This is a genomic window from Streptomyces sp. NPDC026246 (genome assembly GCF_055567995.1).
On record NZ_JBVHPJ010000006.1, the window covers coordinates 155,349 to 168,704 of the forward strand.

7 protein-coding genes are annotated in these 13,356 nt (G+C 72.0%); 6 read left to right on the plus strand and 1 reads right to left on the minus strand.

Features of this window, described 5'->3' with window-relative positions:
• Positions 1-66: 66 nt before the first annotated feature.
• Complete coding sequence (gene eccCa / locus ACZ4M5_RS17255; protein ID WP_467737580.1) at positions 67-4,068, minus strand: type VII secretion protein EccCa; 4,002 nt, start codon at positions 4,066-4,068, stop codon at positions 67-69.
• 453 nt (positions 4,069-4,521) lie between these two features.
• On the opposite strand from eccCa, the gene eccD reads away from it, so the two are divergent.
• From eccD to ACZ4M5_RS17285, 6 genes are all read left to right on the plus strand, one after another.
• The gene (gene eccD, locus ACZ4M5_RS17260) at positions 4,522-5,922 is read left to right on the plus strand and encodes a type VII secretion integral membrane protein EccD (RefSeq protein WP_467737581.1); all 1,401 of its coding nucleotides are present in this window, start codon (positions 4,522-4,524) and stop codon (positions 5,920-5,922) included.
• A 44-nt stretch (positions 5,923-5,966) separates the two neighbouring features.
• Positions 5,967-7,541 carry a type VII secretion protein EccB gene (gene eccB, locus ACZ4M5_RS17265; protein ID WP_467737583.1) on the plus strand — a complete coding sequence of 525 codons (1,575 nt, stop codon included), beginning with the start codon at positions 5,967-5,969 and terminating at the stop codon, positions 7,539-7,541.
• A 545-nt stretch (positions 7,542-8,086) separates the two neighbouring features.
• Complete coding sequence (locus ACZ4M5_RS17270; protein ID WP_333935841.1) at positions 8,087-8,422, plus strand: hypothetical protein; 336 nt, start codon at positions 8,087-8,089, stop codon at positions 8,420-8,422.
• An 88-nt stretch (positions 8,423-8,510) separates the two neighbouring features.
• On the plus strand, positions 8,511-8,819 hold the full coding sequence (locus tag ACZ4M5_RS17275) for a WXG100 family type VII secretion target (protein ID WP_467737586.1): 309 nt from the start codon (positions 8,511-8,513) through the stop codon (positions 8,817-8,819).
• 105 nt (positions 8,820-8,924) lie between these two features.
• The gene (locus ACZ4M5_RS17280; RefSeq protein WP_467737588.1) at positions 8,925-9,395 is read left to right on the plus strand and encodes a type VII secretion system-associated protein; all 471 of its coding nucleotides are present in this window, start codon (positions 8,925-8,927) and stop codon (positions 9,393-9,395) included.
• A 133-nt stretch (positions 9,396-9,528) separates the two neighbouring features.
• The gene (locus tag ACZ4M5_RS17285) at positions 9,529-13,233 is read left to right on the plus strand and encodes an AAWKG family protein (RefSeq protein WP_467737590.1); all 3,705 of its coding nucleotides are present in this window, start codon (positions 9,529-9,531) and stop codon (positions 13,231-13,233) included.
• The last annotated feature ends 123 nt before the right edge of the window (positions 13,234-13,356 follow it).

Genomic DNA, 13,356 nt, shown 5'->3' on the forward strand with positions numbered 1-13,356 from the left:
GGAACGGGAGCGGGGGCCACCTGAGTGGCCCCCGCTCCCGTTCCGCCGGGCGTTCCTCCGGTCCCGTCAGGCGTCCGGCCCCCGGCCGTCCTCCACCAGCGCCGTCTGCATCAGGCGCTCGCGGCGGCGGGCGATGTGCAGGGCACGGCCCGGGGGGAGGTTGCGCGGTTTGGCGTTGCCGAACAGGCGGCCCTCGGTGGGCGGGCAGGAAAGGAGGACGGCGGGGTTGTTGGCCTCGTCGAGGCGGCGCAGCAGGCCGTCGCCCAGGCCGCGGCCGGCCCCCATGGCACTGCGCGCGACCACGAGGTGCAGTCCCATCTCGAAGCCGAGTGTCAGGTGTTCGAAGAGCGGCTCGAAGGGGCTCTGGAAGGAGTTGGTGGACACCATGTCGTAGTCGTCGACCAGGATGAACAGGCGCGGGCCGGTCCACCAGTCGCACCGGCGCATGCGGGCCGGTGCGATGTCGGCGCCCGGGATGCGGGTCTTCATGGCGCGGGCGGCGCCCTCCACGGTCTCCTTGAGGTTGTCCAGGGAGATCACGTGCCCGATGCGGTACTCCTCGGGGACGGTGTCCACCAGCGTGCGGCGGTAGTCGACCACGATGATCTTCGCCTCGTTGGGGGCGTAGCGGGCGGTGATGCCCGCGGAGACCCGGCGCAGCAGGTTGGTCTTGCCGCTCTCGGTGTCACCGACCACGATCAGGTGCGGGGTGCGGCTGAAGTCGTGCCAGACCGGCTCCAGAGCGTCCTGGTCGATGCCGAGCGGGAGGCGCATGCCGCCGCCCTCGGTGGCCTCGGGGGCGGGCAGATCGGAGAGCGGGAGCCGGTGCGGCAGCATCCGGACCTGGGGCGCGGACGGGCCCGGCCAGTGGCGTGACACCTCGGACACCAGGTGGGCGACCCCGTCGCCGAGGTCGTCGAGGGAGCCGCTGCCGTCAAGGCGGGGCAGACCGGCGAGGAAGTGCATCTTGGTGTCGGCCGTGATGCCGCGGCCCCCGCTGCGCGGCACCGAACGGGCCTTGCGGGTGTCGACCTCGGAGTCCATGGGGTCGCCCATGCGCAGTTCGAGGCGGGTGGCGGCCTGGTCGCGGACCTGGGCGGACAGCTCCACCCAGCGGGTGGTGGTGATCAGCAGGTGGATGCCGTAGTTGAGGCCGCGCGCGGCGAGTTCGTTGAACTTCGGGATGAGGTCGTCGTAGTCCTGGCGGACGGTGGACCAGCCGTCGACCACCATGAAGACGTCGCCGAAGGGCTCGTCGGGGAACTCCCCGGCGGCCCGGCGGCGCCGGTAGGACTGCATCGAGTCGAGGGTGTGGTCGACGAAGAACTGCTCGCGGCGGGCCAGCAGCGTCATCACCTCGGCGACCGCCCGGTGCACGCGCTCGGGGTTGAGCCGCGCCGCCACGCCGCCGACGTGCGGCAGGCGGGCCAGCTGGGAGAGGCCGCCGCCGCCGAAGTCGAGGCAGTAGAACTGGACTTCGGCCGGGGTGTGGGTGAGGGCGAGGGCCCCGATCAGGGTGCGGACGAGAGTGGACTTGCCGCTCTGCGAACCACCGGCGACGGCGACGTGCCCGCCGGCCCCGGACAGGTCCACGATCAGCGGGTCGCGGCGCTGCTCGAACGGCTTGTCCACCAGGCCGACCGGGACGCGCAGCCGGCCGGTGCCCGGCCAGCCGCCGGCGGTGAGGCCACGCTCGGGGTCCGGGGCGATGCCGGGCAGCAGGGCGTCGAGCGGGGACGGCTCGTCCAGCGGGGGCAGCCACACCTGGTGGGCGGCGGGGCCGGAGTCGCGCAGCCGGTCCAGGGCCACGTCGAGGAGGGTCTCCTCCTCGCCGGTCTCCTTGGTCTCGGGTTCCGGTTCGGGTGCCGCCTCCAGGGTGCGCGGCACGACCCAGCCACTGGTCCAGGGCACGACCTGACTGGCCACCCGGGCCTGCACCACCGCGCCGGTGCGGCGGTGGTAGGTGCCGGAGGAGTAGGCCGCGCGGAAGCGGGTCAGTGCCTCCACGCCGGACTTCAGGTAACCGCTGCCGGGCTGGGCGGGCAGCTGGTAGGCGTCCGGCACGCCGAGCACGCCGCGGCTCTCCATGGCGGAGAAGGTGCGCAGGCCGATGCGGTACGACAGGTGGCTCTCCAGCTGGTGCATGCGGCCCTCGTCCAGACGCTGCGAGGCCAGCAGCAGGTGCACCCCGAGGGAGCGGCCGAGGCGGCCGATCATGACGAAGAGGTCCATGAACTCGCGGTGCGCGGAGAGCAGTTCGCTGAACTCGTCGACCACGACGAACAGGCTGGGCAGGGGGGTGAGGTCGGCGCCTGCGGCGCGGGCCCGCTCGTACTCCAGGGCGGAGGTGTGGTTCCCGGCGGCCCGCAGCAGCTCCTGGCGGCGCATGAGTTCGCCGTGCAGGGCGTCCTGCATGCGTTCGACGAGGGCCACTTCGTCGGCGAGGTTGGTGATGACGGCGGAGGTGTGCGGGAGTTCCTCCAGGCCGAGGAAGGTGGCGCCGCCCTTGAAGTCGACGAGGACGAAGTTGAGCGTCTCCGAGGAGTTGGTCAGGGCCAGGCCGAGGACGAGGGTGCGCAGCAGTTCGCTCTTGCCGGAGCCGGTGGCGCCGATGAGCATGCCGTGCGGGCCCATGCCGCCCTGCGCGGACTCCTTGATGTCGAGTTCCACGGGGCGGCCGTCCACGCCGACCGCGACGGGCACCCGGAGCCGGGCGGAACCGGTGTGCCGGGCGAAGAGGGTCTGCGGGTCGTGGCGGTGCAGGTCGGGGATGCCGAGCAGGGTGGTCAGTTCGACGTCGGTGTCCAGGGGCTGCGCGATGTCGGTGCCGAGGCTGATGCGACGGGCGGTGAGGAGCCGGGCGAGGGACTCCGCGCCGAGCGGGCCGAGCCGGTCGGGGCGGCCGAGTGGCACGGAGCGTTCCTTGCGGCTGCGGTCGGTGCGCACCAGGTTCACCCGGTCCGGCCCGACGGTCAGCCGCAGGGTGTTGCGGCCGGGACGCCAGCGCAGGGCACCGGAGACGTCGAGGACCACCGCGTTGCGGTAGCCGTGCCCTTCCCAGCGGTGGCCTTCGGGGACGGTGACGCCGTCCAGGACGACGACCGTGTAGGGCTCGTCGCGTCCGGGGCGGGCGTCGGGATCGAAGCCGGGGCGCTCGGCGAACTCGGCCCCGAGCAGGTCGTCCAGTTCCGTGAGGTCGGCGGTGATCCGGCGGACCTGGCCGGCGCCGTCCTCCTCGTGCGGGTGCAGGGCGTGCGGCAGCCACTTGGCCCATTCCCAGTCGGCCCGGCGCTCGTCGCTGACGCAGACCGCGAGCCACAGCTCCTCGGGGGCGTGGAACACCGCGAGGTGGCCCAGTGCGGCGCGCACCAGGGAGCGGACGGCGTCGTGTGCGGTGTCCCCGGCCGGGGAAGCGGTCGCCTCCGGCCGGGCGGGCGGGTCGTCGGGGCTCTCCTCGGGGCGCAGCAGGATCCGGGCGGAGGAACGCAGGTAGAGGCCGAGGGGCTGGTCGGGGATGGTGGAGTAGGCCCGGATGAAGCGGCGCAGGGCGTGCGCGCAGAGGGGTTCGAGGTCTTCCACGGGCCGGGTGGAGACCGGCTGCAGGGTGAGTGCGAGCTGCTGTTCGCCGACCGCGAGCCGGACCTCGCCGAAGTCCTCGTCGGCGGGCCTGCGTTCCCACAGGCGGGAGGTGCGGGCCAGGGAGCGCAGCGAGGCCGGCTCCGGGTGGCGCCAGGCGAGGGCCCGCTGCTGTTCGACGATGGTGGCACGCACGCGCTTGCGGATCTGCGCCAGGTAGCGGAGGTAGTCGCGGCGTTCGCCCCTGAGGCGTTGCTTGCGCTCGCTGGAGCGGCGCATCAGCTGGCCCAGGAGCATGGCTCCGGCCGAGAGCGCCATGACGCCCATCGCCAGGTAGATGAAGACCCCGTTGCCGCCGCCGGGGCGCAGGAACATCAGCATCATCGACACCGACATCAGCGCCATCGGCAGATAGGTCCATATCGCCGAGGTGTCCGGAACCGTCTCGGCGAGGACCGGGGGTTCCTGGAGGGTCAATTGCCCTTCGGGCATCTCCGGTCCGCGTCTGCGGGCAGGCCGGCGAAACAGCACCACGCTCAAGGGACGAAACCTCCGGGTTCGCTGGGCTTTCCGGCCCGCACCGAATACCCGCCACGCGTGGTGGCGGGAAGTGTCCCACCGGGTGGACGCGTGCGGTCCCGGGCAACGGCGAAATCCGGGGCGGTCGTGTTCCGGGGGGTGGGGGCGGGCAACTCCTGGGCCGATCTGCTCCGTACCGGGCGTGTCCGATCCGCAGCACAATCCGGCGGGCGTCGGCAGTAGTCTGCATTCACCGCACGCCACCTGTCCACGCGAGAGGGGTAGTTACCGGACGCATGGACACAATTCCAGTGCTCTGGCCTGTCGTTGGTGGCCGCATATACCTTACGTACTCTTCATCCGTTCCCCCTTTCCCGGGGGCACGTCTCCCTGCCACACATCCCACGGAAGACGAGAGTTCAGCTGATGACCGACAGTGCGGTGGCCGAACTGTGCCGCCTGACCGTACGCGCGCCGAGCGTCTCCGTCGATCTGGCCGTGCCCGCCGATGTGCCGGTCGCCGATCTGCTGCCCACCCTGCTGCGCTACGTCGGCGAGGAGGCCGAGGAGGCCGGTCTCGACCACGCCGGCTGGGTGCTCCAGCAGCTCGGTGGCGCCCCGCTCGACGAGGAGACCACCCTCGCCCGCTCCGGGCTCACCGACGGGGATGTGCTCTACCTGCGTCCCCACACCGAGGCGCTGCCGGAGGCCAGGCTCGACGACCTGGTCGACGGGATAGCCGACACGGCGGGCCGCCGGCTGCACGACTGGCACCCGGGCGCGGCACGCGGTCTGCTCGTGGGCACCGCGGTGGCGACCGTCCTGACCGCGCTGCTGCTGGTGTTCTGGCCCGGGGTGAGCTCCTCCTCGAGGCCCGCGTACGCGGGTGTGACCGGGTTGCTGCTGCTCGCCGGGGCGGGTACGGCCAGCCGCGCGGTCGGGGACCGGCTCTCGGCCGGTGCGCTGGGCCTGCTGGTGGCGCCCTGCCTGGCGCTGGCCGGCTGGGTGCTGCCCGGCGGTGACCTGACGGGGCCGGACGCCGCACGGGTCGTCGGGGCACGGCTGCTCGCGGCGGGCGCCGCGAGCGCGGGCGGGGCCGTGCTCGCGCTGGCCGCCACCGCGGTCGGTGCCCCTGCGCTGGTGGCCACGGCGGTGGTGTCGGTGGCCGCCGCGGTCGCCGGGGCGCTGATCGGCTACACCGGTCTGGACGTACCGGCCACGGCGGCGCTGGTGGCGACGGTGGTCGCGCTGGGTGCCGGGGCGGTGGCGCCCTTCGCCTTCAAGCTGGCGGGGATGCGGATGCCGGCGCTGCCGTCGTCCGCCAGCCAGCTCCAGGAGGGCATCGAGCCCTACGCGGGCGCCGAGGTCGCCGAGCGCACGGAACTGGCCGGGCGCTGGGTCACCGCGCTGTTCGCCGCCACCGGCGTCGTCTGCGCGGCCGCCCTGGCCGTGCTGGCCGAACGTCCGGACCTGCCCGAGGTGCTGACCTGCCTGGCGCTGAGCATGCTGCTCCTCCTGCACTGCCGGGGCCTGGTGCACATCGCACAGCGGCTGACCCTGGCGGTCCCCGGGGTGTGGGGCCTGCTGCTGCTGGCCCGCGCCTGGGCGGTCGACAGCGGCGGCGGCGGGCGCACGGTGGTCTGCGCTGTTCTGCTCGCCGCCGCGGCGGGCCTGGTGGTGGCGGCCTGGGTCGTGCCCGGCCGGCGCGTCCTGCCGTACTGGGGCCGGGCGGCGGAGCTGGCGCACACCGGGTTCGCGGTGGCGTTGCTGCCGCTCGCCCTGTGGGTGGCGGGCCTGTTCGGCTGGCTGCGCGGCCTGTTCGGCTGAGAGTCCGCGAAGCCGGTCCATCGAGTACGAGGTGAGGAGAGGCTGTGCAGTCCAAACGCGACCAGGTGCAGGCCCACGGATTCATGATGGGCAGGCTCAGCTCGGGCCTGCTGACGGCCGACCCGGACGCCCCGGAGAGCCCGCTGGGACGCACCACGCGGGGTGTGGTCTTCGGCGTGCTGGTCACCGTCCTGGTCGGTGCGGGCGCCACCGTCTACGGTCTGCTGCGGCCCGGCGGCAACGACGGCTGGCGCGACGGCGAGCACCTGGTGGTCAACCGCGACACCGGCGCCCGCTACCTGTGGACCGGCACCGACGGGGTGCTGCATCCGGTGCGCAACTACGCGTCGGCGCGGCTGATCGGCGGGGCGGACCTGGAGACGGACGACGTGGGCACCGCTTCGCTGCGCGACACCCCGGTGGGAGCGCCCGTCGGCATCCCCGGCGCCCCGGACACCGTGCCGGACCCGGGCCGACTGGACGACGGTGCCTGGCACATGTGCGTCACCGGCCCGCAGGGGGCGCTGCCCAGCACGGAGGGCGCCACGGCCGACACCGGCGTGGACAAGCCGGGGGCCACCACGGTGGTCGCCGGGGCGCCCGTGAACTCCCAGGGGATGGGCGGGGACCGCGGGGTGCTGGTGCGCGGCCCGGACGGCACGGAGTACCTGGTGTGGCGGGGCAGCAGACTGCCGCTGGACCACGCCTCCGACGCGCGCAACGCCCTCGGGTACGGCTCGGAGCGGCCCATGCGGGTCTCCGCGGCCTTCCTGGACGCGCTGGCCCCCGGGCCCGCCCTGAAGCCGCCCGAGGTGCCCGGACGCGGCGAGGAGGGCCCCGAGCTCGGCGGTGAGCCCGGCCGGGTCGGCCAGGTGTTCAAGGTGAGCGTGCCCGGGGGCGGCAGCACCTACCACCTGCTCCGCAGGGACGGCCTGGTGCCGCTGACGCGGCTGGGAGCCGCTCTGGTGCTGGGCGACCCGGCCACCCAGAAGGAGGCCTACCGGGGGAAGTCGCCCGACGTGCGCACGGTGGGCGCCGACATCCTGCGCGAACACCGGGCCCGGGACGCCGGCCCGGCCGGGTCGGCCCAGCTGCCGGACGCGCCGCCGACCGTGCAGTCCACGCCGCGGGGATCGGCGCTGTGCGCCAAGGTGGACGGCGGCGACGGCGGAGCCCGGATCAGCTCCGTGCTGGCGCCGCTGGCCTCGCTCGCCCCGGTGGCGGTGCCGCAGGGCGCCGGCGAGCCGCTGGAACCGGCCTGCGCCCCGCCGGACGCCGCGGTCGTCCGCCCCGGGCACGGCGCCCTGGTCAGGGCGCTGCACGCCAGCGGCGCGGCCCACGCGGGCACCACCTACCTCGTGGCGGACAACGGCGTGAAGTACCGGGTCACCTCCAAGGAGGCGCTGTCCGCGCTCGGTTACGGGGCCGGGGACATCGACTCGGTGCCGGCGCCGCTGCTCGCCTCCTTCCCCACCGGCGCGGACCTGGACCCGGCCGCCGCCTCGGGCGCCGCCGAGGTGAGGGTCACGGCCCCCGAGTGCGGCACCGCCGCGGCGGAGCGCGAGGACGCCGGGGACGGGCCGGCGGACAAGTCCGGCACAGTCGGCACCGCGCAGTGATCCGGACAAGGAACCCGTACGGACCGAACAAAGGGAAATGGGGCGGCAGCGGGGGCGAATTCCAGCCGAATTGAATCCGGACGGCGTACGGCCGGCACCGTCGGCGGCCGCAGCGGAACGCGGGAAAGCACCGGTGTCCGGCCCCGCGACCGCCGTAAGCCGGCGCGATGAATTGCAACCGGCCGGCGCGGTACCTCAAATGAAGCTCAAGAATTCCCCGGAGGTGATGCCTGGAATGACCGCGCCCCACGCGGACATTCCAGGAATCACACCGCCGCGGTGACCGTTTGCCGTTCTCTCGTGCCCGCTTCGTGCCCGCTTCGCGAGCCGCTTGCGCGAATGTGCCGTCGGGCACTCGCCCCCCGGTGAGGCGGATACCTTCACCCTGCCGAAACCCTCCGGCAACTCCACTGGTATGTAGGGTCCTTGACGAACGGGACCGAAGCTCAAAACCATTCCTGCACGCGTTGCGCGGAACGCGGGGTTCTCTCTAGCCTCAGCGAGCAACCAGACGACAGGACTTGCTGAGACGAAGGGAGCGCGACATGGCGGACAGTGCCGCGAGGAAAGCGGATTACGCCAAGGGCTTGGGGGGCGTCTCGTCCCTGGAGTCGGCCCGGAGCCAGGTCGAGAAGATCCAGAACAACGTGGCCGAGCTGGCCGCGCGTTCGGGCGTCGGCGGTGACGAGGGGCAGGCCCTCCTCAAGCTCTTCCGGAGCTGGAACGCCGAGGCGCAGAAGGTCGTCGTGCAGATCAGCAAGATGATCGACGCGCTGCAGGAGAACGTGACCTCCGCCAACCGTCTGGCGCAGGAGAACCAGGACCTGACCGAGGTCCTCAACAGCAAGACCACCCAGGGCGTCTTCGAAGCGCTGCGCTGACTTCCCCCCTTCCGGCATCGGCCCTCGTGGCGCGGCCGGACCCCGTGAGCCTTCCGGGCCTGGCGCCCGGCCCCCGAGAGGAGACGTCATGGCCGACGGCATCATCGACGTGCAGTACCCCGTGGTCCAGCGGGCCATCGAGGATCTGAAGGACCAGACCCAGCAGATCATCAACACCCTCAACACCCTCGAGGACGAGCTGAAGCCGCTCGTCAGCTCCTGGGAGGGTTCCGACCGGCAGATGTACGTCCAGGTCCAGGCGGAGTGGGACCAGGCGACCAAGAACATGGCCATGCTGCTCGGCGACAGCGGTCAGCTGATCCAGAGCATCCACGACAACCACTCCCGCGACGAGCGGCGCAGCGCCGACAACTGGGGCAACGTCCGGGCCAGGTAGCACCCCCGGCCACTCACCGGTACGGCCGTCCGCCCGCCGGCGCCGGCGGGCCGTACCGGTGCCGCTCGTCACCCCGTCCGGTACCAAGCCGCAGGAGGACGTCCCATGGCCGGTGAGAAGGCCGACGTCAAGCACTTCGACCTCAAGCAGATGGAGAACTTCCGCGACAACGAGGTGCAGCCGGTGTACACCGCCGCCAAGAAGCACCGCGAGGAGGGCGACGGGTCACACATCCGCCCGCTCGGCGAGCTCATCGACGGGCACACCACGCCGGACAACCTCGCCCAGGACAAGCAGCTCCTGCGCATCGGCAAGATGGTCACCGAACCGCTGGTGTCGGGCCCCAAGCTCATCGAGGACGTGCGCGCCGCGGCCGAGTCGATCGACAAACTGCTCGGCGACCAGATGGAGCTGTTCAAGGAGCTGAAGGAGGCCCTCGGCGACACCATCGACGAGGCCAACAAGACCAAGGACAAGAACCTCAGCGCCATCGACGCGCAGACGCTGCTCATGACCTTCGAAGAGGTCGACTCCCTCACCGCCGGCAGCTCCGGCGGGAACAACGACGACACCTGACATCGCGCCGCACGTGCCCGCCCCGCCCCGGAGCGGCCGGCACACCCGCACCGCGGCCGCACCCGGCTGCTCACCGGCATGAGAACGCCGTGCACCGGCACGCAGGACAGGCACCGACCAGAAAGGGCGCCCGGTGGCCGATCGGTACGATCCCAACTCCGTTGCGAACCTCGACAAGTTCGACAGCGCCGGTGACCCGTCGTCCGACACCTGGGCCACCCTGGTCACCCACATCACCGGGTATCCCGTGCCGGACCGGGGCACGGTCTTCGACACCCTGCGCTCCGACCACGGCGGCAAGCTCTTCCGGATGGACATCAAGGACCGCAGCCTCGGCCTGCTCGTCAAGGACTCCGGTTTCCTGACCAACACCGGCGAGGACTACGACATCTGGTTCTTCGACCGCGGGAAGAAGACCCGGATCAAGCAGGCCCGTATCGTCTTCGAGGGCCGGGTCAAGGCCGGGGACGAGGTGATCTTCGCCTCCCCCGGATCCGACAACGTGCACGACGCCCAGGTCCGTGAGGGCAACGAGTTCACGGACTACAACAAGGACAAGATGAGCACGATCCCGCTGGCCCGGTACATGAACGGGCCACGGGCGGCGCTGCTCGCCCTGCTGAGCGGCAGCACCCAGGACGCCCGGTTCAGCAACCTGGGCGTCGGCGGCGGCGACGTGGTGGACCTCGACTCGTTCGACACCACCGGTGAGTCCTTCGACTACGCCGCCAAGTTCTTCAAGGACCACGCCGTGGTGCTCAAGGACTGGGAGGACCGGTTCGGCCGCGACGACGCGAGCTGGAAGGGCGAGGCCGCCGAGGTCTTCCGGAGCCTGCTGAAGAAGATCCGCGAGAACTACGACAACTACGTCGAGACCTTCAACGCCAGCCCCGGCTCGGGCAGCGAGACAGGCACCGGCAACACGGTCTACTCCCGCGCGCTGTCCCTGGGCCGCAAGTACCTGGAGGACGCGGCCGACACCCTGCTCAAGGCGTGGCTGGACTGGGCCAAGTCGCCCTACTACGACCCGCACCAGGTGCTGCGCTACGTGCTGGACGACCTCGCCCAATGGGTGGACGCCAACAACGTCGCCAAGACCGACATCAAGGTCTCCACCTCCCGCTACGGCAGCTCCACCTACCACACCCCGCAGGCCGGCTTCCTCCAGGAGCACCCGGAGTACGGCGACCTCAACGACATCGCCAACTGGGCGAAGGTCGGCGACAAGGCCGTCAGGATCTGGAGCCAGGGCGTCGACGAGTACCTGGGCAAACCCGCGGCCCAGGTGCAGTCCTCCCTCAACAACCACTTCCTCGACCTGGGCAAGGACTTCTCCGAGAACCTGCCCGAGCCGAAGTCGACCACCACCGCCGCCGACGACTACGAGAAGCGGAAGCTGCAGGAGGAGAAGGAGGAGATCGACAAGCAGAACGAGGAGAACCGCAGGTACCAGGACGAACTGCGGGCGGAGCAGGAGAAGCAGCGCGAGGAGGACCGGCGGTACCAGGAGGAGCTGCGCAAGGAGCAGAACCAGCAGCGCGAGGAGGACAAGAAGTACCAGGACGAGCTGCGCGCCGAGCAGAAGCGCGAGCAGGACGAGGCCAAGAAGTACCAGGACGAACTCCGCGCCGAGCAGGAGCGGGAGCAGGACGAAGCCAGGAAGTACCAGGACGAACTCCGCGCCGAGCAGAACCAGCAGCGTGACGAGGACAGGAAGTACGCGGACGAGCTCCGCGAAGAACAGAAGCGCGAGCAGGACGAGGCCAGGCGCGAGGCCGAGGAGCAGCGCACGGCCCTGGAGGAGAACCTGGGCGGCCTCAACGACCCGCGGGGCGCGCTGAACGAGCAGAACCTCGGCAGTCTCGACGACCTGCTCGGCCAGAACGTCCCGGTCACCGAGAGTCCCGGCGACCTGAACAGCACCGGCGGCGGCGATCAGAGCTCGACCGGCGACATTCCCCCCGTCACCGCGTCCCTGGGCAACCTGGGCGCGCTGAACAACGGCCCGTCCGGCAGGACCGACGGCGCGGCCGACGACGAGGTCACCCGGAGCCTCGGCAGCCTCGGCGGACTGAACAACGGTCCGGGCACGTCCCTGCGGACCCCGACCGGGGGCAGCACCCAGCTCGACGACGGCAAGCTCACCACCGGCTTCCCCGACGGCAGCGGCACCTCGTTCGACCCGGACACCGGGGTGCTCACCACCACCCACCCGGACGGCAGCGTCACCACGGCCGACCTGGGCGACGGCACGAGAGTCACCAACCCCGACGGCTCGGTCACGTCCCTGGGTGACGACGGCAGGCTGACCACGACCTTCCCCGACGGCACCACCCAGACCGTCGACCCCGCCACCGGCCGCACGACCACGACCGCACCGGACGGCACCACCACGACGACGGACCTGGGCAGCCTCGACGGCCTGAACAGCCGCGACGGGGTGCTCGACACCCCGACCGGAGGCAGCACGCAGCTCACCGGCGGCGGCGACCTGACCACCGACTTCCGCGACGGTGGACGCACGTCCTTCGACCCGGACACCGGGGTGCTCACCACCACCCACCCGGACGGCAGCGTCACCACGGCCGACCTGGGCGACGGCACGAGAGTCACCAACTCCGACGGCTCGGTCACGTCCCTGGGTGACGACGGCAGGCTGACCACGACCTTCCCCGACGGCACCACCCAGACCGTCGACCCCGCCACCGGCCGCACGACCACGACCGCACCGGACGGCACCACCACCACCGAGAACCTCGGACCATGGGGGAGCCTCAACGGCCAGAATCAGCAAGGGAATCCTGGCGACCTGGGCAACCTCGGCGACCTCAACGGGAACCTCACGACCGAGTCGATCGGCGACCTGGGCGACCTGGGCGACCTCGGCAATATCCACGCAGACCCGTCCGGCCTGGAGACCCCGACCGGCGGTCACACCTCGCTCGAGGACGACGGCGACTTCGCCACCACGTTCCGCGACGGCAGTGAAAGCGTCTTCGACCCCGACAACGGCATGCTCACCACCACTCGGCCGGACGGCTCCAGCACGACCGCCGACCTCACCCACGGGGCGAGGGTCACCAACCCGGACGGCTCCGTCACCGCCCTGGACAACGGCCAGTTGACCACGACCTTCCCGGACGGCAGCACCCAGGTCATCGACCCGGACACCGGCATCGCCACGGTCACCGACCCGCAGGGACGCACCGAGACGGTGAACCTGCACGACCTCGACACGCCGCCGTTGCCGGACCGTTCCGACATCCTCGACGGTCTGGACGAACTGAACGGAGCAGGCGGCGGCTCCACGGTCTCCCGGGACGTTCCGTTGTCCGAACCGGGAGGGGGAGTTGGCAGCGGGCCGACCGCGAGCATTGCCGCTCCGGGCGGCTTCTCCGTCCCGGGCTCCTTCTCTCCCGGCGGGTCCGGGGTGGCTCAGCTGTCGGACGGAACTGCCGCCCCGCCCGCACCGGCCCCCATGGCCGGCACCCCGGGCAGCCCCGGCATGCCCGGCAGTCCCGGCATGCCCATGGGCGGCACGGGCGGCATGGGCGCGGGGGGTGAGCGGGGCAACGGCGAACGGGTGCGGGCCGTCCTCGTCGACGCGGCGGAGGAGAGCGAACGGCGCAATCGCCGGCGGCGGAGCCCGTGGAACCGCCAGGAGGACGGCGACACCTTCCTCGCCCCCGCTTCCCGGGTGGCGACCACCGGCGGCGGGTCCCCGGAGGAGGACGCGGAGCCCGGCCGCAGGCCGACCACGTCCGCCGACTACCTGGAGGAGGACGCGGACGTGTGGGGCACCGACGAGGGCGGCACACCGGCCGTCATCGGCCGGTGACCGGCGCGACGTGACGGACACGGGGTGACGGGCGCGGAGCGGGATCCGGCTTGGCGCCGGGACCGCCACCGGGCAAGATCAACACAGTCGAGGGACCGGACAGCCGGCCGGATGAACGGACCC